This is a genomic window from Sinorhizobium sp. NFACC03 (assembly GCF_900103435.1).
Lineage (GTDB): Bacteria > Pseudomonadota > Alphaproteobacteria > Rhizobiales > Rhizobiaceae > Ensifer.
The window spans coordinates 120268-138887 of the sequence record NZ_FMXF01000016.1 but is presented as its reverse complement, the minus strand read 5'-3'; the positions used below and the strand labels follow the sequence as shown (position 1 = coordinate 138887).

General features: G+C 62.9%; 18 protein-coding genes. 1 reads left to right on the top strand and 17 read right to left on the bottom strand.

Annotated features, from left to right (window positions below; genetic code table 11):
• Positions 1-75: 75 nt before the first annotated feature.
• From BLU35_RS20255 to BLU35_RS20195, 13 genes are all read right to left on the bottom strand, one after another.
• Entirely contained in the window at positions 76-1047 is a 972-nt protein-coding gene (locus BLU35_RS20255) for an AraC-like ligand-binding domain-containing protein (protein ID WP_093234259.1), read from the bottom strand.
• 216 nt (positions 1048-1263) lie between these two features.
• Entirely contained in the window at positions 1264-2643 is a 1380-nt protein-coding gene (locus BLU35_RS20250; protein ID WP_093234258.1) for an amidase, read from the bottom strand.
• Positions 2644-2652: 9 nt separating this feature from the next.
• Complete coding sequence (locus BLU35_RS20245) at positions 2653-3873, bottom strand: ABC transporter substrate-binding protein (RefSeq protein ID WP_093234257.1); 1221 nt, start codon at positions 3871-3873, stop codon at positions 2653-2655.
• The gene (locus BLU35_RS20240) at positions 3870-4949 is read right to left on the bottom strand and encodes a CobW family GTP-binding protein (protein WP_093234256.1); all 1080 of its coding nucleotides are present in this window, start codon (positions 4947-4949) and stop codon (positions 3870-3872) included. Before BLU35_RS20240 ends, BLU35_RS20245 begins: the two co-directional genes overlap by 4 nt.
• Positions 4949-5272, bottom strand: coding sequence for a hypothetical protein (locus BLU35_RS20235; protein WP_093234255.1), 324 nt, complete (start codon positions 5270-5272; stop codon positions 4949-4951). The genes BLU35_RS20240 and BLU35_RS20235 overlap by 1 nt, the downstream gene beginning before the upstream one ends.
• A gap of 54 nt (positions 5273-5326) precedes the next feature.
• On the bottom strand, positions 5327-6208 hold the full coding sequence (locus BLU35_RS20230) for a polysaccharide deacetylase family protein (RefSeq protein WP_093234254.1): 882 nt from the start codon (positions 6206-6208) through the stop codon (positions 5327-5329).
• Between the two features lie 82 nt (positions 6209-6290).
• Complete coding sequence (locus BLU35_RS20225) at positions 6291-7397, bottom strand: ABC transporter ATP-binding protein (protein WP_093234253.1); 1107 nt, start codon at positions 7395-7397, stop codon at positions 6291-6293.
• A gap of 76 nt (positions 7398-7473) precedes the next feature.
• Positions 7474-8706 carry an ABC transporter substrate-binding protein gene (locus tag BLU35_RS20220; protein ID WP_093234252.1) on the bottom strand — a complete coding sequence of 411 codons (1233 nt, stop codon included), beginning with the start codon at positions 8704-8706 and terminating at the stop codon, positions 7474-7476.
• A gap of 117 nt (positions 8707-8823) precedes the next feature.
• Positions 8824-9597: an SDR family NAD(P)-dependent oxidoreductase gene (locus BLU35_RS20215; RefSeq protein ID WP_093234251.1), complete on the bottom strand. Its 774-nt coding sequence runs from the start codon at positions 9595-9597 to the stop codon at positions 8824-8826.
• A gap of 14 nt (positions 9598-9611) precedes the next feature.
• Positions 9612-10358 carry an SDR family NAD(P)-dependent oxidoreductase gene (locus tag BLU35_RS20210; RefSeq protein WP_093234250.1) on the bottom strand — a complete coding sequence of 249 codons (747 nt, stop codon included), beginning with the start codon at positions 10356-10358 and terminating at the stop codon, positions 9612-9614.
• The gene (locus BLU35_RS20205; RefSeq protein WP_093234249.1) at positions 10358-11203 is read right to left on the bottom strand and encodes an ABC transporter permease; all 846 of its coding nucleotides are present in this window, start codon (positions 11201-11203) and stop codon (positions 10358-10360) included. Before BLU35_RS20205 ends, BLU35_RS20210 begins: the two co-directional genes overlap by 1 nt.
• Before the next feature lie 2 nt (positions 11204-11205).
• Complete coding sequence (locus tag BLU35_RS20200) at positions 11206-12096, bottom strand: ABC transporter permease (protein WP_502688164.1); 891 nt, start codon at positions 12094-12096, stop codon at positions 11206-11208.
• Between the two features lie 90 nt (positions 12097-12186).
• Entirely contained in the window at positions 12187-13263 is a 1077-nt protein-coding gene (locus BLU35_RS20195; RefSeq protein WP_093234247.1) for an ABC transporter ATP-binding protein, read from the bottom strand.
• A gap of 582 nt (positions 13264-13845) precedes the next feature.
• Between BLU35_RS20195 and BLU35_RS20190 the strand changes: the two genes are divergently transcribed.
• Positions 13846-14856 (top strand): GntR family transcriptional regulator, encoded by a 1011-nt coding sequence (locus BLU35_RS20190; RefSeq protein ID WP_093234246.1) that lies wholly within the window; start codon positions 13846-13848, stop codon positions 14854-14856.
• Positions 14857-15028: 172 nt separating this feature from the next.
• On the opposite strand, the gene BLU35_RS20185 is transcribed toward BLU35_RS20190, so the two are convergent.
• From BLU35_RS20185 to BLU35_RS20170, 4 genes are read right to left on the bottom strand one after another with little or no spacing between them, the layout of a single operon-like run.
• A complete protein-coding gene (locus BLU35_RS20185; protein WP_093234245.1) occupies positions 15029-16009 on the bottom strand; it encodes a 5-oxoprolinase subunit C family protein in 981 nt (326 codons plus the stop codon).
• Positions 15999-16874 carry a 5-oxoprolinase subunit B family protein gene (locus tag BLU35_RS20180; RefSeq protein ID WP_093234244.1) on the bottom strand — a complete coding sequence of 292 codons (876 nt, stop codon included), beginning with the start codon at positions 16872-16874 and terminating at the stop codon, positions 15999-16001. Before BLU35_RS20180 ends, BLU35_RS20185 begins: the two co-directional genes overlap by 11 nt.
• Complete coding sequence (locus tag BLU35_RS20175) at positions 16874-18259, bottom strand: acetyl-CoA carboxylase biotin carboxylase subunit (RefSeq protein ID WP_093234243.1); 1386 nt, start codon at positions 18257-18259, stop codon at positions 16874-16876. Before BLU35_RS20175 ends, BLU35_RS20180 begins: the two co-directional genes overlap by 1 nt.
• Complete coding sequence (locus tag BLU35_RS20170; protein ID WP_093234242.1) at positions 18256-18495, bottom strand: acetyl-CoA carboxylase; 240 nt, start codon at positions 18493-18495, stop codon at positions 18256-18258. Before BLU35_RS20170 ends, BLU35_RS20175 begins: the two co-directional genes overlap by 4 nt.
• Positions 18496-18620: the final 125 nt, after the last annotated feature.

Sequence of the window (18620 nt, the reverse complement as noted above, 5' to 3'; positions counted from 1 at the left end):
TGAATTTTGGCAAGGCTTCGCCGACGGCCGGTGCGGCCGTTGGAAAGCGTCGCAGTGTTGGTGGTCTGGGCGGGGTCAGCCGGGTGCGGCCGCCCGCTCCGTCAGGTATCGCTCGCGCGCTTCGGTCGGGCTAAGTCCGAAATGCGCTTTGTAATGGCGGCTGAGCTGGGCGTGATCACTGAAGCCCAGCGCATAGGCGATCTCTGAAACCAGCTTGCGGCAGGCGGGGTCCCGAAGCATCTCGTCGCAGCGCAAGAGCCGCTGCAGGCGGATCCAGTTGCAGGCGGAGGTCCCCTGCTGTTTCATGAGCTGGTGCAGGTAGCGTACCGATATGCCACATGCCTCGGCAATCGTCTGCGGCCCGAGATCACTTCTCGCGAGATTGGCGCGAACGAAGCTTTCGACGCGATGGAGGTGACCGGTTTGTACCGATGTCGCATCGGACATCAGCATGCGATCGTCCGACGTCAGCGACATGGCCAGGATGTCGACGAGATGCTTGCCCGTCATGTCGCGGGCCGATGCGTCCATCTCCACGAGCCGCGGCGCGACAAGCCGGATCATGTCGACGAAAAGGGCACCGGTGCCCCGGGTGGAATCGAAGCTCAACGAGGCTATGCGCTCGGGCAGGCCGACGCGCGTTCGCAAGGCGACGATCGGCACCTTCAGCACCCAAAGCGTATTCTTCTCGCTATAGCTGAATTCATAGGGCAGATGGCTGCGCTCGACCAGAAAGGCACCCGGCTTGCAGGTCACCGTCTTGCCGCTCTGCTCGAAGCTGATTTCGGTCTTTTCCGGCACGGTGATCAGGTAGCTCTCCTCGCGCTCATGCAGCAAGTGTCGCTTTTGCCGGCGATAGAGAAGGCCATCCGATTCCAGCCGCGACAAGGAGACAGCCCCGAGATCCCAGACATTGAGCTCGCCGGAAAACTCCTGCGCATTCTGGAAGCGAAGATCGAGCGGGAAATAGGTGCTCGACACGGCCTCGTCCCAATAGCGCTTGCGCTCAAACGCAGCGGTGCCTGCCGTGGTGTAACTCACGTCCATGCGAAGCTCCCATCAAGTCCGACGGCCCGCCGCCCGGCAGTTCCCTTTGTGCCGCACGGGGCCGATCCCGGCCATTGTCCGATCCCACGCACCTTCGTTTCGCGACATCTTTCGTGTCTTGCGCGCGGCTCTCACCGAGGATCAAGGGTCAGTTAACTACGGCTTTGGCGTCCCCGCTAGTCTGAGAGCGCGCTCCCTCTTGTCGTTGGGCGTAGTTCAGACCTCTCCATATCCTCCGCGAACCACGTCTTCGGCTGCCAGCGCCACGGAAAGCAGATGGGTGTCATGGTGCGGCAGAGCGGAAAGCAGAAGGCCGACGGGCATGCCGGCTTGCCCGGTACCACAGGGCAGCGACACGCCGCACCAGTCGAGGAAATTGCCGATCGACGTGTTGCGCAGCGTTCTGCCATTCGTCTCTACGAACAACGCATCATCCGCTTCAAGCGGCGCCGTTGGGGGCGCTACGTGCGCAACCGTTGGATAGGCGATGACCTCGCTCGGGCCGACCAACGCCGAGACCTCGGCGATCAGCCGCTCGCGGGCGTCAAGGATTGCGATATAGTCAGAGAGTGCGAGCTTCTCCCCGAGCCGGGCACGCGCAACGACGCGCCTGTCCATGGAGGCGGCGTCCGCGCCTTGGAGCCTCAAGCGATGCAGGGCGAACGCCTCGGCCGTCACCAGCGGGCCGTGAGCGGCCATAATCTCGAAGATGCGCGTGAATGCCGGGACGGCCTGGCGCCGGATCCGGGCGCCCGCCCGTTCGAGCCGCAAAAGCGCCCCTTCGAAGGCCGCGACGACCCCGTCTTCGGCATCGTCGAACACGACATTCATGGGCACGACGATCGAGATCCCCTCAAGCCTCGCCCGGCGTACCTCGGATGCCGAAAGACCCCGCATCGCAGCGTCGGTCCAGACGGCATCCTGCACCGTGCGGCAGAGCGGCCCGAGGGAATCCAAGCTCTTGGCCAGAGGGAAGACTCCCTGCATCGAATAGCGTCCACGCGTCGCCTTGTAGCCGACGATACCATTCAGCGCCGCGGGAATGCGGATCGATCCCCCCGTATCGGTGCCGATCGAGACCGGCACCAGGCCAGCGGCAACCGCGACGCCGGAACCGGAGGACGAGCCGCCAGGGATGCGCTCGACGTCCAGTGAGCGCGGATTGCGCGGTGTTCCGTAGTGCGGATTGAGCCCGAGGCCGGAGAAGGCGAATTCGCTCATGTTGACGCGCCCAACACTGACCATGCCGGCCTTGGCAAGAGCGGTGATGACGGCAGCGTCCTCGGTCGCGGCCGGATCGTTTCTCAGCACGACCGATCCTGCGGTGGTCGGCAATTCTCTGAGTGCGAATAGATCCTTCCAGGCAACGGGAATGCCGTCGAGAAGGCCGAGCGAACGGCCAGCGGTAATTCGCGTATGCGACGCCTCGGCCTCACGCATCGCCCTCTCCGGCGTGACAGTGGTAAAGATTGCCTGATCTGAATGATCGCGGATGCGTGCGAGCGTCCAATCGGCGAGGCTACGCGGGTCGAGCGCGCCCGTTTGCAACAACGCGGAGAGCTGCGCGATCGAGCGCCCGCCAAAATCCTTTGTCATCGAGACTTCCTAGCGTTCCACGAGCTGCATCCACCGGCGAACAAGATAGTTGTGCTCGTCCATCGTCGTATTCCATACGGCAATGCAGTTGGCGCGCTGCCAGTAGGAGCCGCCGCTGCGCACCGAGCCCGCCTTGATGCGGATGGTTCCATCGGGCCCCGGGAGGTCTTCCGTCGCCGGCAGCCCGCCATACCAATAGTCCCACTCCGCCGCAGACATGAACGCACGGGACCGTTCGGGGGTGGAAATGTAATAGCCCTGCCGGGCAACGACCGCGCCCGGCCAGCCGGAAATCCACCAGTTGAGATATTCGTAGGCGACGTCGAGCATGCGACCGGAGAGATGACGCGCGAGGCAAAGCCCTCCATGCCAGGCGCGATAACCTTCGGCCGGCACTGCCTGCTCGACGGGAACGCCCTGGCCATTGAGAATGTTGATACCGGTCGACCACATGCTCTGGATGTCCGTCTCGCCCTTAAGCATCAGGCGCGCAGCATCCTCGGCCGTTCGCCAGAACGCCCGGAAGTAGCCATCCTTCTTGCGCTCCTCAAGGAGCCCAATCAGCCGATCGATCTCATCGACGCTCATGCTGCCGATATTGTTGAAGCTCATCAGACCCGCCGCCTGGGCGGCGAGCGCTGCATCGAAGATGCCGATCGCCGGCTCGTCGACCAGCGCAGCGCGACCGGCCCAGCGCTCGTCCAGCAAGGCCGCCCAACTGTTCATCGCGACAGCGTTCGGTGCCACATCGGTCCGATAGGCGAAACTGTCGAAGTTGTGGGTCGTCGGCAGCATGGAGATCGACGTGGACGGCGTGTCGCCGAGTTCGAGATTGGGCTGGACGAAGAGCTTCTTGACCGGCGCATCCCCTTGCCCCAGACGGGCATTGGGACCGATATGCCCGGTCTTCGTCAGGTCGTTGATCTCGTCCCACAGCGCAATGCGCCCGGTATCGATCGGCTGGATCGCCCGCCAGTACCAGACGATATCGAGATTGTGGAAGCACTGGTCGTAAATATCGTAGCTGTCCGGCTCCTGCGCCGCCTTGTGCTGGGTCGTCAGGAAGTCGTTGTTGTCGAACACGACCTCGATGCCGAGATCTTCTTCGGCACGCACACGGAGTTCCTCAAGCAGGGAAATTGCGGTGCCCAGCACGCGAAGTTTCGGTCGCCCTACCAGATGCAGGGCGGGGGTGGCATTAATCGATTGATCGGTCCTGGGTTTGCTCATGGGGACGAAAGGCGTTCCTGTAAAACGGGTTCCTCGGCACACCCGGCAGCATGCGCAGGCGCGCAATCGAGCGCGAATGCTTCGAAAGACCGTTTGAGCAGCCCGACATCGAGACCGTCAACGATAAAGACGATGCGCGAACGGCGATCGTCGTCCGGCCAACGCTCCATATGAACAGGCGTATGTACCAGATGCTGAACGCCGTGGATGGCGACGGGGCGCTCTTCGCCTGCAATGTTGAGGATACCCTTCACTCGAAGAATCCGCTCGCCGTGGCGGTTGAGCAGCATGGTGAGCCAGAGGCCGAACGCGGTCCAGTCCACCGCTCGATCGACGGTCATCACGAAGGAGATCACGGCGGACGCATGCATCGCACCATCGGCCGTCGTCAGAACCGCCGGAGCATCACAGTAGAAACCGCTTGCGGATTGCAGGCCACTCGCACGCAGCGTCGGCCTCTCGTCGATGAGAGAGGCAAGATCGATGGCCGGATCCGTCGCCAGCAAAAGCGGTGCGTCGGGATTGATGATCCGCAGCTTGTCCGACAGGGATGCGACAGTGGCGGCATCGGTCAGATCCGACTTGGTGACGACCAGGCGATCGGCAACCGCCGCTTGACGGTTGGATTCCACATAGGTCTCCAGCTGCGCCAGTCCGTTGACGGCATCGACCGTGGTGATGACGTTTCCGGGGCGGAAATGATGGCGAAGGACCGGGTCCGCCTTGATCGTTGAGAGGACCGGAAACGGATCCGCAAGGCCAGTGCTTTCAACGACGATGCGGCGGAAGGGCGGAACCAGTCCCCGTTCGCGCTTCGAATGCAGATCCTTGATTGCATCTGCAAGTTCGCCCCGAACCGTGCAGCAGAGACATCCGGACTGCAGGAGCACGATGGTGTCGTCGATGCGCTCGACGAGATGATGGTCGAGGCCGACCTCGCCGAATTCGTTGATGAGGACCGCGGCGTCGCAAAGCGTCGGGTCGGCCAGCAAGCGTGACAGAAGCGTCGTTTTGCCCGACCCCAGGAAGCCGGTCAAAAGATTGATGGGCGTGAGCAACGGTATCTCCACGACCATCACGCCTCCTCCGCCACGGCTATGAAGGCAGGGTCGAGCGGATCGCAGGCCCGGCCGCAGAGCCTTTCGGCAGCCGGCCACAAATGGCCGAGATCCTCGATGATCTCGCTCTTGCCCGTCCGCGTCGACAGGACGAAGGAGGCCCCCTGCCAGTCGGCAAGCGACAGGCCGAAGCGGGCGAGCATCGCATTGGCGATGCGCACACGGTTCGCACGCTCACGCCGACGATCGATCCGCTCGACATTGCGGGTGAAGACACCGGGCCGCGCCACCGCATCTGCCCAATGTTCGTTGCCGCCGAGAATGCCGCAAAGGGAACACATGATGCTGTCCGTTCGAGAGATGTGGAGGGGCGGCAAGCCGCCCCATTGGGTCGGTTACATCTTGCGCGGAAAGCGCTTGGCGAAATCGTCTGCGATCTCGTTCATCGTCACGAACTTCACGCCCGGTTGCTTGATCATGTGGGCATAGAGTCGCTCGAGCATCATCAGAACTTGCGGGCGTCCGGCAACATCCGGATGGATGGTAATCGGAAACACAGCGTAGTCCATCTCGCGATAGACCCAGTCGAACTGGTCCCGCCACATCTGCTCGATATCGTGCGGATTGACGAAACCGTGGCTGTTCGGCGACTTCTTGATGAACATCATCGGCGGCAGATCGTCGAGATACCAGGAGGCCGGGATTTCGATCAGATCGGTTTCCTTGCCGCGCGTGAGCGGCACCATCCAGTCCGATGGCTTCTTCGAATAGTCGATCTTGGTCCACTTGTCGCCGACACGCACATAATAGGGCGTGAAGTCGTTGTGCATCAGCGAGTGATCGTACTTAATTCCCCGTTCGAGCAAGAGTTCGTTGGTGACGTTGGAGAATTCCCACCAGGGGGCGACATAGCCGGTCGGGCGCTTGCCCGACAGTTTGGTGACGAGCTCGATGCACTTGTCGAGCACTTCGGTTTCCTGCTCGCGGGTCATGGCGATCGGGTTCTCGTGGGTATAGCCGTGAATGCCGATTTCGTGGCCGGCATCGGCGACCGCCTGCATCTGCTCCGGGAAGGTCTCGATCGAATGCCCGGGGATGAACCAGGTGGTCTTGATGCCGAAGCGTTCGAAGAGCTTCAGCAACCGCGGGCTACCGACCTCGCCGGCGAAAAGGCCGCGCGAGATATCATCGGGCGAATCCTCGCCTCCATAGGAACCGAGCCAGCCGGCGACCGCATCAACGTCGATGCCGAAGCTGCAAAAGATTTCCTTGGCCATGGGTGTCAGTCTCCTTTTTCTCTTCTCATGGGTCTGCAGGGGACGTGGGCGGAAAGGTATCCATTTTTCCCCGCTGTCGTGATCAGGCTGGAATGACGGTGGCTTCCGTCGGCTGCCAGCTCAATAGAATGTCGGCGCCGACGGGAAAGGCATCCGGCTGGTACTTGTCGACATGGGCTTCCAGCGAAACGGTGCGCCCGTCGGGCAGTGCCGCGGTCAGATGCGACACATGGCCGACCACATCGAAGTGCCTGACATTGGCGCCGACGACATTGCCGCCGTAGCTGGCTGCAATACGGTCGCGGTCGACCCGCGCGGCCGGGTGAACCTCGATTGCCTCCGCGGGAATGACGATGTTGACGCGCGACCGTCCATTGAAGGCGCCATTGACGCGCCCGGACAGTTGGCCGACGGCGGTCGACACCAACGCACGCTCGCCCGAGGCATCGTCGACCTCGCCGTGGAAGATGGTGTTGTTACCGATGAACTGGGCGACGAAAGCCGTGTTTGGCCGGGTATAGAGTTGATACGGCGGGCTGATCTGCTCGACCCGTCCCTGGTTCATGACGACGATACGATCCGACAGGGCAAGCGCCTCGGACTGCGCGTGGGTAACGAAGATGAAGGTCACGCCGAGCGTCTTCTGCAGCAGCTTGAGTTCGTTCTGGATCGCCTTGCGCAAATTGGCATCGAGCGCGCCGAGCGGCTCGTCGAGGAGCAGAATATCGGGCTCGACCACAAGGCCACGGGCCAGTGCGATGCGCTGCCGCTGGCCGCCAGAGAGACGATCGGGCTTCTTGTCGGCAATGTCTTCCAGCCCGAGCGTTGCCAGGATGCGGTCAACCTTCGCGTCGCGCTCCGCCTTGGCCACCCCTTTCACCTCAAGACCATAACCAACGTTGCGGCGCACGGTCATGTGCGGAAAGAGCGCGTAGCTCTGGAAGATCATCGAGGTCGGCCGGTGCTGGGGCCAAACGTCGTTCATCCGTTTGCCCTTGATCAGCATGTCGCCGGAGGAAATCGCCTCAAAACCGGCGATCATCCGCAGCGTCGTCGTCTTGCCGCAGCCGGAGGGCCCAAGGAACGCGATGAACTCGCCCTTGGCGACGGACAGGTTGAAGTCGATCACGGCAGGCGTGCCGTTGTCATAGACCTTGCCGACATTGTTGAGTTCGAGGTCGAAGATCACAGTCGTTCTCCGGTGCTGTCTGGGGGCTGCATCGATGGCAGGGCCGGGGCGGGCATACGCCCCGGCCCAACTTTCGTCAGGCGTTGAGGAATTCGTCCCACTTCTGGATCAGGTGGTCGTATTCGTCCGGCCACTGGTGCCAGTAGGCGACGTTCTTGGCGCGCTCTTCGAGCGAGCCGCCGTCGCGCAGGTCACCTTCCTTGATGCCGCGCTCGGCAGCGCCCACCCAGGGCTTGCCCTCGTACCAGAAGGCGTATTTTTCCGGTGCCATGACATTCTTGATGTTGGTCGACGGCGAATAGTAACCCTGCTCGGACACCGTGATGCCCGGCTCGCCCGAGAGCCAGTAGTCGGCATAGGCGATGACGGCCTCCTTGTTGGTCGTGCCGGCGATCATTGCCGGACCGATCGCCCAGCCGCGATAGCCTTCCTTCGGCACGGCGTAGCGGCAGGGCTTGCCTTGCGCCTTGACCGCCATGACCGCCGGCTGCCAGGCGTCGCAGACCACCATCTCGCCCGATGCCATGAGGTTGACGAGTTCGCCGAAATCGCCCCAGAGCGCGCGGAACTGGCCTTCCTTCTTCTTGGAGATCAGGAAGGCAGCCGCCTCGTCGATTTCGGCCGCAGTCGGATTTCCGGGATTTTTGACGTCGGAGAGGCCGAGGGAGTTCATGGCCATGATGGCCTGGCCGATCGCGATCAGCGGATCGGTGTTGATGCCGGATTTGCCCTTCCACTTCGGATCGAAGATCGCCGCCCAGCTATTGGCCTCCTCAGCCGAGAGCACGTCGGGATTGTAGCCGATGGAATCGTAGTTGTAGACCGCCGGCACCATGTTGAGCGAGGTCTGGCTGTCGTCGGTCCAGATCTGACCGACGATCTGCGCGGCGCGATCCCACTTGTCGCTGGTCGTGGTGAATGTTTCGCGGATATTCGCCCAGTTCTTCAGCGCCGAGGCCGGGATCGGCTCGACATTGTTGGTCATGACGATCGAAGGCAGGCGTTCAGCGATGATCTCCCAGCAGTCATAGTCCTTCGACCCGGAGAGGATCTTCGTCTGCGCATCCGGGAAGGTGGCGGCGGTTCCAGACGTGCCGCCGACGCCGGCGGCTGCCTTGAACTGCTCGAGGATGCGCTCCTGGACGGTCACCGAAAGGCCGATGGTGCGAAGCTGCTGACTCGCGAGATCGGTCGCCTGCGCGAAGGCTGCGCGCGAGGAGAGGAAGGGCGTTCCGCCTCCGATCGCGAGCGCCATCACCCCGGCGGAGCGTTTGAGGAGTGAGCGGCGATTGAGTTCCATACTAGGCATTGTCTCTTCTCCAGTTTTCGTTGGTCCCCGGGGACCGTTCACCGGCCCCCTTTCATTATTCGCCGCCACCGCGGCACTCAGTCCGGCGACCTGTGCCGCCGCACGATCTCAAAGGCATCAATAGCGCCCGACCAACAGGCCGCCATCGACGACCAGGACCTGCCCGGTCATGTAGCGGGCAGCATCGGACGCCAGGAAAGCAATCACGTCGGCGATATCTTCAGGAGTCCCGAGGCGCTTCATAGGGATGAAGGCGGCTGCAGCTTCGGCGCCGACGGGACCGAGCGAGTTTTCTTCGGAGAGCAGTTGCGCGGTACGGATGTAACCGGGGGCGACGCCGTTGACGCGCACGCCGTCAGCCGCAAGCTCTACCGCCAGTCCGCGGACGAGCCCGACGACACCGGACTTGGCGGCGGAGTAGTGGACGTGCTCGTCCCAGCCATAGGCGACCCCCATGATCGACGAGAGCGCGACAATGCTGCCGCTGCCGCGCCGCCGCATGCCCGGCGCTGCCGCGCGTGCCAGCCGGAAGATGCCCTTCAGGTCGATGTCGAAGGTCAGGTCCCAGCGGTCGTCGGTGAGTGCGGTAAGGGGCGTGCGGTGGGCAATGCCGGCATTGGCGACGACAACGTCGATAGGGCCGTGGCGGCTCTCGATATCGGCCACCAGCGCGTCCGTCGCCGACGTCGAGCGCACGTCGTAAAAGGCAAACTCGGCCGAGCCGCCGGCTGTGCGGATCGCCTCGACGGTGGCCGCACCCTCGCGCTCGAGAATATCGGTCACGACCACATGGTCGCCGGCGGCTGCGAAAGCCTTGGCGGTTGCCTGGCCGATGCCGATACCGGCACCGGTGACGATGACAATGCGGGAAGTCTTAGGAGTATTTGCCATTTCCATTTTTCCTGTCAAAGCATCACATCGCCGGAGTTCGGTCCGAGCGTCTGGCCGACGAAGAGGCTTGCTGCCGGCGATGCCAGAAATGACACCGTGGCGGCGACCTCCTCCGGCTCGCCGAAGCGGCCGAGCGGCAATTGCTGTTTCTTGGCCGCACGCCAGTCGTCCGAAAGTTCCATGACGAGCGGCGTGTTGATCGGCCCGGGCGCGACGGCGTTGACGCGAACGCCGCGGCTCGACACTTCGCGGGCCAACGCCTTGGTCATCCCGATGATCGCCGCCTTCGCGCCGGAATAATGAACGAGTTCGACACCGCCGATCTGACCAAGCTGCGAGGCGATGTTGACGACCACGCCTTCTCCCCGCTCGAGCATCGCGCGCAGCACCGCCCGGGTCATCAGGAAGGTGCCGCGCACGTGGACTGCAAACATGCGATCGAAGTCGCCGACTTCGAGGTTCTCGAACAGCGCCTGATGGGCGATGCCGGCATTGTTGACGAGGAGCGCTGTCGTCCCATGGGCGCGCTCGGCGGCCTGTACGATCTCACGGACTTCGGCTTCGCTCGAAACATCACCGGCAGCGGCGGTCGCCCTGCCCCCTGCTGCGATAATCTCGGAGGTGATGGCCTTGCTGCGCGCGGCAGAGAGATCGTTGACCAGCACCGCATAACCGTCGGCTGCAAGCCTCAGGGCGATCGCGCGACCGATGCCGGATCCGGCGCCGGTGACGATTGCAGCAGGATAAGAAACGCCTGCCATTACGCTTCCTCCTGGATCGCAACGCGCTTGGCCCGGCGTACCGACAGGGTCATCAAGGCCGCATAGGTGCCGAGCAGCGCGAAGGAGAAGAGCGTCGTCAACACGCCGAAGGCGAAGACGTTCGGATGGACTTCAACGGAGAACGTGCCGTAGATCGCGAGTGGCAGCGTCAGGTCACGGCCCGAGGCAAAGAGCGTCCGCGAGAACTCGTCATAGGAGAGCGTGAAGGCAAAGAGCATGGCCGAGAGCACGCCCGGGAAGATCAGCGGGAACGTGACCTTGCGGAAGGTGCGCGCCGGAGTGACACCGAGCGACCAGGATGCCTCTTCCATGCTGGGGTCGAAGCGGTTGAAGATCGCAAGCATCACCAGGAAGGCGAAGGGGAAAGTATAAACCACATGCAGCACGAAGGCGGTGCCCCACCAGTGGCGGTCGATGCCGAGCGTGTTGGCGACGAGTGCCATGCCGAGACCGACGAGGACGCCAGGCACCATCATGCCGAGGACAATGAGATAGAAGACCATGCCGGAACCGCGGAACTTGCGGCGGAAGGCCTGAGCGGCCGTTACCCCGAGCACGGTCGAAACGATCATCGTCATGACGGCGAGCAGCAGCGAGCGCACCAGCGCCTGTTCGATCGGCAGCGGCGCTATACGCGACGGCGGCGTCAGGCCGAAGAGATGCTGATACCAATAGGTCGACCATTCGATGATCGGGAACTGCGGTCCCCCCTCCGGTCCGGTCTGGAACGAGAGGATCGCGAGCACCGCAAGCGGTCCGTAGAGGAAGACCAGGAAGAGCGCGGTATAGGCGCCGAGGCCGAGTTTCATGCCGCTGGCGTTCATGATCAGAGTTCCTTCCTGAGATCGACGACCCTGAGCAGGGCGGCGATGACCGCGCCCATCAGCACGGTGAGGACGACGCCGGCGACCGCTGCAAATGCCCATTTCAACGAGCCGACCTGGGTGACGATGATGTTGCCGAGCAGGTTGACCTTGCGGCCGGAGAGCGCGGCGGAGGTGGCGAATTCGCCGAGCACCATGACGGAAACGAAGATCGCGCCGACGACCACACCCGGCATGGAAAGCGGCAGGATGATCGTGCGGAATATCCGCCAGAAGCCGGCACCCAGATCCTGCGCCGCCTCGATGACGGAGTGATCGATACGGCCAAGCATGAAGGCGATCGGCCCGACCATGAAGACGCAATAGATCTGCGTCATGCCGATGATCACCGAAAGTTCGGAAAACAGGAGCACCTCGATTGGCGCATCGGTGATGCCGAGGTTCATGAGGATCATGTTGATCGCCCCCTCCTTGCCGAGCATGGGCCGCCAGGCAAGCACGCGGATGAGGAACGAGGTCCAGAAGGGGATGACGCAAAGCACGAGCAGAACGGTCTGCAGCGCCTTGTTCTTGACGAAGAGCCCGACGTAGAGCGCGGCGGGGTAACCGACGAGAACGGTCGCGACGAGCACGATCAGCCAGATGCGCACCGTCGTCCACAGCGCGCCGAGATAGGTATCGCTGGTGAAGAAGGTCACCCAGCTCTTCAGCGTCAACGTCGGCTCGATCTTGAAGGTCGTCTGGGTCCAGAAGGAAACATAGACCATCATCAGCATCGGCAGGACGAGGAAAAGAACCATCCAGAGGACGCCTGGGGCGAGCAGCCACAGCGCCTTCCCGCTTGGCTTCCTCTCGGTGACGGTTTCCGCTTCCGTCTGTTCCGCAACGGCCATCATGCTCATCTCTCAATCTCCGGGGACCAGCACAGCACCGAAGCACCGGCTCTGGCAGTTTCAGTTTCGGGCGCGTCAGACGTCGGCGTTTCAGGCATAGACAAGGGCGTCCTCCCGCTTCCAGACGAGCGCGTAGCGGGCCCGATCCTCATAGGTTTCGGGGACGGCGTGGCTCAGATGGGTTTCCACTTCGAAGACCCGCCCGTCATCCAGAGTGAAAAAGGAATTGACCGCGGCACCGGAATATTCGCTGGCAACGAAATTGCCTTCGACGCGGACTTCATCCTCCCCGATCGCCGCTGTGCGCGGGCGCACGGCGACGCGGTCGTAGCGGATCGCATAGGCCGGCTGCGTCGCGCGGGTTGCCGGGCGGCTGCCGAGCGTAAAGCGCCCGGCGCTGCCGACGAAGGCGCCGCCCTCCAGACGTCCAGGAAAGAGGTTGTAGCGATTGAGGAAGCGGGCGACCGCCGGCGAAGCGGGGCGATTGTAGATTGTGTCGGAATCGGCCGATTGCGCGATGCGGCCGCGATCAAGCACCAGTACCGTGTCGCCCATGGCCAAGGCTTCGGTCTCGCTTCCCGTTACGTGCAGGAAGGTCACGCCGCAACGTTCGCGAATGGCGCGAAGCTCGGTGCGCATGCGGGCGCGCAGGTTGGCATCAAGCGCACCGAGCGGCTCATCGAGCAGAACCATGCGCGGCTCCGTGACGAGGGTGCGCGCCAGGGCGACGCGCTGCCTCTGGCCGCCGGAAATCTGTGTGACCGCGCGGCCTTCGAGACCCGTGAGGCCGACGAGAGCGATGATGTCCCTCACCCGCCCATCGACCACCCGACGGTCCGTTATCGCATCGACCTCGCGGTTTTCGAGGCCGAAGGCGATGTTCTGCGCGACCGAAAGATGCGGGAAGAGCGCGAAGTTCTGGAACACGAAGCCGATGCCGCGTTGATGGGGCTCAACGGTATCGATGCGCTTGCCATCAAACAGAAAGCTGCCGCCGTCCGGATCCTCGAAACCGGCGATGACGCGCAGAAGCGTCGTCTTGCCCGAGCCGCTCGGGCCCAGAAGCGAGATGTAGGCGTCAGCAGGCAGGGCGAGATCGATGCCATCGAGGGCACGTATCTCGCCGAAAGACTTGGTGACGTTCTTGAGCTGTAGGACTGTCGACATCGTTTTCCGCCCGTTATCGCCGACCGGCCACCAGCCAATGCTTCGCCCCCGCCGGCGCCGATCCGGCGTCCGAACGCATATGCGATAGCGATTGCGCATGGGTCACATGCGCAGCTGAGATGACGGTCCTTTGCGATTCAAAAATAAGTTCCACCCTGCGCGCTTCTTCTGAGCGCTTGCATGTCACGAACCATGACACGAATGATTTTTGTATGCAATAGACTTTTATTCGGTTTTCATTGGATGCGAATGAGTGACAATTTCGCACCGCATCCAAGGGCGCGACGACCCTGCCTTTTACCGCCGAGCATCACCATGCCCTCCGCGAAACACCGTGGAATTGCGTGTTTCGCACGCCGCAACCGCGGAGCATCAGCACAAGTGAGTGCCGCCTGCAACGATCGCAGGGCTCCACGCTCAGACAAATGAGCATCGCCTTTCAACGGCAACACAATGGACAAGGGTACAGAAAAATTGCACATATGTATGCAATATGCATTTATTTTGGGCTGTTACGGTCACCGGCAAGTGGCGTAAAGAAAAGGGACGATATTGCCAGCCAAACGGAAGATTCCAGACCACATGAGCGAGCCACGCCTCGGCCAGAATCCGCAGCGCCGATACGAAATTGCCGAGGATGTGCTGCGCGCGAACATTGCCGAAGGCACGCTGCCGCCTGGCCTCGTGCTGCTCGAAGGGCCGATCGCCGATATTCTGCAGATCTCGCGCGCGCCCGTGCAGCGCGCCCTGCTGCAACTCGAAAGCGACGGGCTCGTCCACCGCTTCAAAGGACGCGGCTACCTCGTCGGTCCGCCCGGCCGGGCGATCGAACCGAACCGCACCGACATCAAGACACTCGGTCTCATTGTTCCGCAACACGCCGACGAGGCGCTGCAAAGCCGCTCGTCCTGGGAGCGTATCTATGACGAAATCGAGAACGATGTGGCCGGCTGCGTGATCTTCGGCCAGTACCGCATCATCGAAAACGAACTCGCCAACCATTTCAATGTCAGCCGGACGGTTGTGCGTGACGTGCTGACCCGCTTGCGCGAGCGTGGCCTCGTGCGCAAAAACCAGAGCTCGCACTGGATTGCCGGGCCGCTGACGGCGCAGACGGTGAAGGATCATTTCATGCTGCGCCGGCTGCTGGAGCCGCAGGCGCTGGCGCTCGGCGCGGCGCATGTCGACCGTAACCGGCTTACAGCGCTGTTTAACCGGCTCGTCGCGTTCGGTCAGACGCCGGACGCGGACGGATGGCTGGACCTCGAAGAGATCCTGGTCGAGTTCACCGAGGCCTGCGTGCTTGCGATGCCGAACGAACGCCTGCGTGAACTGATCCGCAACAACCTCTTGCCGGTGACGGCCACCGAAAGACTGCTTCGGCAATTGGGGCTGCCGGGCGACCCGGCGGTCATCGCCGAACTGAAGCTGATCGTCGAGTTGATGACGCGCGGCGCAAATGCGGCGGCGGCGTCGATGCTTGAAAGCCATATCGATGCGTCGCTGAACCGCACGATCGCGCAGATGAAGATCGTGGCAATCATTCCCGGTCCCAGTGTCACCGCCGCCTATCTGACACGCGTCGTCGAATAGAGGGTATGGCGGTGGAGGACGGGCGCCGCGGAATGATGCGGTCGACGCCGATCGCAAAGTCAGGTCCGCCCTCCTCATCAATCACCCTCCCGTCACCAAATCGCCTGGTCGCCGTCTGCAATTATCCATATCTGGGGCAAACGGCCGCTCGTGCGGCCGATCGCCGATCGTGTCACGCCTTGCCGGCAGTCGCCGCCCGCAAGGCTTCTAGCCGCCTGCCCTCCTCGGCGCGGGCAGCCAGCGCCTCCTCCATCGTCACCTCGATGAAGCGGGTCGGCGTATGAGGCTGAAGCTGGCCGATCAGGTCCATGTCCGCCGAGATCACCGTCCCGACCATGAAGTAGCCGCCACCCGAAACGGCGTCGCGATGAAGGATGATCGGCTCCGTGCCGCCAGGCACCTGGATTGAGCCGTAGGGATAGCAGCTATCGACGATGTTAGACGGGTCGGAGCCGGCGCCGAATGGTTGGTCGCGATCGACGAAGCTGAGCTTGCGACCCCCGCGGAAACGATAGCCCATTCGGTCGGCCTCCGGCGCCACCTTCCACTCGTCGGCAAAGAAGCTCTGCTTTGCCTCGTCCGTCAGACGATCCCAATAGAGCCCGGGCAGCACGCGCAAGGCCGCAGGTGATGAAGGCTTGCGGCGGAGGTTTTCGTCGACCGTCAGCCCTTCGCGGTCGGCGCGAGCCTGTCCGACCGGCAGCACGTCGCCGGCAGCAAGGGCGCGGCCCTTGTGGCCGCCAAGCGCGCCGATCGGATAGGTCGAGCGGCTGCCAAGCGCTTCCGGCACGTCGATACCGCCGGAGACGGCGATGTAGATGCGCGCGCCGGATTTCAGGAAGTCGAAGCTCAGCGTCTGGCCGGCCTTCACCCGAAAGGCCGTCCACCCCGGCTGGAGCACGTCGTCGACCTTAACCGGCATGTCGGCACCGGTGACGGCCACGAGCGCATCCTCCGTGAATTCAAGCTTCGGCCCGAGGAACACCGCCTCCAGTCCGGCGGCCCCCTCGCCGTTGCCAACGAGCAGATTGGCGGCCCGCATCGCGTAACGGTCCATCGCGCCCCCGAGGGGAATGCCAAGATGGAAGTAACCGGGACGGCCAAGGTCCTGGATGGTGGTCGCCAGACCATGATGAAGCACGTTAATGGTCATTGAGCACGCCCTCCAGCTTGGTGTTGTAGCCCGCGATATTCTTCTGGAACTCGCACAGGTCGAAGCTGATGTCACGGATCGGCGGCGTAAAACGGCCCTTGTCGACATCGTCGACCGCCTGGTCATACGCGTCGCGGTCGATCGGCTTGAACTTGACGATGTCACCGGGGCGGAAGAACACCATGAATTCGCGCAGATAGCTCGTCGTCTGCGTCGGATCGAAGATCGGCATCGGCGTGATGCCGAACATCTGGTAGCCGCCGGCGCCGCGAACCGAGTAGATGCAGCCGAAACAACCGCCATGGCCGACTGTCAGCCTCGGCGTATCGGTGCGCGGCCTGAGATATTTCGGCACCTCGATCTGCCGTTGCCGCTCGACCATCTGGTACATGAAGGGCAGCCCCGCAACGAAGCCGACCATCGACACGAACCAGGGGGAGCCGGAATGGGCTGCGATGAAATCGGTCACGGCATCGTAGCCGTTGATGCGGGCTGCATAGTCGAGGTCGGTACCTTCAGGATCCTGGTGTCGCTCGCGAAAGCGCATCAGCGTCTCATGCGTCCAGGGGTCGTTGTAAAAGACCGGGATTTCGACGATGCGCGTGCGGATGACCGGCTCGGCCCGCTCCGCGGCACCTTCGATCGCCTGAACTTCTTTCAGCACGTCGTCCGGCTTGATCACGTCCGGGTCGAACTTGATCTGGAACGAGGCGTTCGCCGGGCAGATCTCCGTGACGCCGCGGATGCGGCTTTCCCGCACGCCCTTCGCCATGGACAGGCTTTTGAAGAAGGCTTCGAGCGACATCTCGTCGCTGCATTCGACGAACAGATGCTCGTCGCCTCCGAACGTATAACGTGTCGGCATCACGCGACCTCCGCGGTGCGGCCGCCCAGGGCGGCAAATTCGGTTTCCAGCCATGTCTCGAGAAAGCGAGTATGGAAGGCACCAGCCGCGACCTGCGCATCGGCAGCGAGCGCCTGATGCAGCGCGATCGTCGTCGGCACGCCCTCGATCTTCAGCTCGGCAAGCGCTCGCGAAAGTCTGGCGAGGCACGCCGCCCGGTCCTCGCCCCAGACGATCAGCTTGCCGAGCAAGCTGTCGTAGAAGGGCGGAATCATGTAGCCCTCGTAGAGCATCGTATCGAAACGAACGCCCTCGCCTTCCGGCACGGCTAGGCGGGAGATCCTGCCCGGCGCCGGCATGAAACCGCGTGCCGGGTCTTCGGCATTGATCCGACACTCGATCGCGTGGCCGCGCACGGAGATATCGGATTGACGCACCGAGAGCGACGCGCCGCCGGCGACACGGAACATCTCCTGGACGAGATCGATGCCGGTGATCATCTCGGTGACGGGATGCTCCACCTGAATGCGGGTGTTGACCTCGATGAAGTAGAAGGTCTGGCTTTCGTCGTCGTAGAGATACTCGACCGTGCCTGCGCCGCGGTAGCCGACGGCCGCCGCCAACGCCACAGCGCTGTCGCACAGCTTCTGTCGGACGTCTGCGGGCAGGAGGAATGAGGGAGCCTCCTCCCAGACCTTCTGGCGGCGGCGCTGCAGCGAGCATTCGCGCTCGAAGCAATGAACGAAGTTCTCGCCGTCACCAAGGATCTGCACTTCCACGTGGCGCGCACGGGTGATGACTTTCTCGAGGTAAATGCCGCCGTCGCCAAAGGAGGCGAGCGCCTCGGCCGACGCCTGCGGAAACTGCTTGTCGAGTTCCGCCGGGTCGTTGACGATGCGGATACCGCGCCCACCACCGCCGGCCGCCGCCTTGATCATGACGGGGAAACCGGTCTGTGCCGTTACCGCATGCGCCTGGTCCAGGCTCGAAATCCGGCCGTCACTGCCGGGCACTGTCGGAACGCCTGCCTTTTCAGCGACGGCGCGCGCCTGTACCTTGTCGCCGAGCAGCCGGATAGCGTCACCCGAAGGACCGATGAAGATCATGCCGGCAGAAACCACCGCATCGGCGAAATCACCGTTCTCCGACAGGAAGCCGTAGCCCGGATGCACCGCGTCGACGCCGGCGCGCTTTGCAGCCGCAATCACCGCGGCAATGTTGAGATAGGATTTCTTCGGCGCCGGCGGGCCGATTTCGATGGCTTCGTCCGCGAGTTTCACCGCCAGCATGTCCGCATCCGCGGCGCTGTAGACCTGGACCGTGCGGATGCCGAGCGTCTTGGCCGCCCGGATAATGCGCACAGCAATCTCGCCGCGATTGGCAATCAGGACCGAGCGGATCGTCATAGCTCCACCTCGGCGATCACCTGGCCCGCCATGACCGGCTCTTCATTGTCGACGAGAAAGCGGATGCTGCCCGTGACGCCGGCCTGGATCTCCTGGAAGGTCTTCATCACTTCGATCAGGCCGATCGCCTCGTTCGAAGCCACCGCGTCACCGTCCGACTTGAAGGGCGGGACATCCGGAGCAGACGACCGATAGAAGGTTCCTGGAAGGGGCGATCGGATTTCGTGCTTGCTCATGGTTGCCTCCACTTGGTCATTTGGTCCTGGATCACGATGGTCTGGTCGAAATTGACCAAATCCATAAAGGTGATCGATTCTAATAAGTTAGAGCGGGATGCGGGTGGAAAACCGCGCACACTTTT

What these genes read in the sequence shown, in the direction of transcription:
- BLU35_RS20255 (WP_093234259.1), bottom strand. Translation starts at nt 1,047, where the DNA reads ATGGACGTGAGTTACACCACGGCAGGCACCGCTGCGTTTGAGCGCAAG.
- BLU35_RS20250 (WP_093234258.1), bottom strand. Translation starts at nt 2,643, where the DNA reads ATGACAAAGGATTTTGGCGGGCGCTCGATCGCGCAGCTCTCCGCGTTG.
- BLU35_RS20245 (WP_093234257.1), bottom strand. Translation starts at nt 3,873, where the DNA reads ATGAGCAAACCCAGGACCGATCAATCGATTAATGCCACCCCCGCCCTG.
- BLU35_RS20240 (WP_093234256.1), bottom strand. Translation starts at nt 4,949, where the DNA reads ATGGTCGTGGAGATACCGTTGCTCACGCCCATCAATCTTTTGACCGGC.
- BLU35_RS20235 (WP_093234255.1), bottom strand. Translation starts at nt 5,272, where the DNA reads ATGTGTTCCCTTTGCGGCATTCTCGGCGGCAACGAACATTGGGCAGAT.
- BLU35_RS20230 (WP_093234254.1), bottom strand. Translation starts at nt 6,208, where the DNA reads ATGGCCAAGGAAATCTTTTGCAGCTTCGGCATCGACGTTGATGCGGTC.
- BLU35_RS20220 (WP_093234252.1), bottom strand. Translation starts at nt 8,706, where the DNA reads ATGCCTAGTATGGAACTCAATCGCCGCTCACTCCTCAAACGCTCCGCC.
- BLU35_RS20215 (WP_093234251.1), bottom strand. Translation starts at nt 9,597, where the DNA reads ATGGCAAATACTCCTAAGACTTCCCGCATTGTCATCGTCACCGGTGCC.
- BLU35_RS20210 (WP_093234250.1), bottom strand. Translation starts at nt 10,358, where the DNA reads ATGGCAGGCGTTTCTTATCCTGCTGCAATCGTCACCGGCGCCGGATCC.
- BLU35_RS20205 (WP_093234249.1), bottom strand. Translation starts at nt 11,203, where the DNA reads ATGAACGCCAGCGGCATGAAACTCGGCCTCGGCGCCTATACCGCGCTC.
- BLU35_RS20200 (WP_502688164.1), bottom strand. Translation starts at nt 12,096, where the DNA reads ATGGCCGTTGCGGAACAGACGGAAGCGGAAACCGTCACCGAGAGGAAG.
- BLU35_RS20195 (WP_093234247.1), bottom strand. Translation starts at nt 13,263, where the DNA reads ATGTCGACAGTCCTACAGCTCAAGAACGTCACCAAGTCTTTCGGCGAG.
- BLU35_RS20190 (WP_093234246.1), top strand. Translation starts at nt 13,846, where the DNA reads ATGAGCGAGCCACGCCTCGGCCAGAATCCGCAGCGCCGATACGAAATT.
- BLU35_RS20185 (WP_093234245.1), bottom strand. Translation starts at nt 16,009, where the DNA reads ATGACCATTAACGTGCTTCATCATGGTCTGGCGACCACCATCCAGGAC.
- BLU35_RS20180 (WP_093234244.1), bottom strand. Translation starts at nt 16,874, where the DNA reads ATGCCGACACGTTATACGTTCGGAGGCGACGAGCATCTGTTCGTCGAA.
- BLU35_RS20175 (WP_093234243.1), bottom strand. Translation starts at nt 18,259, where the DNA reads ATGACGATCCGCTCGGTCCTGATTGCCAATCGCGGCGAGATTGCTGTG.
- BLU35_RS20170 (WP_093234242.1), bottom strand. Translation starts at nt 18,495, where the DNA reads ATGAGCAAGCACGAAATCCGATCGCCCCTTCCAGGAACCTTCTATCGG.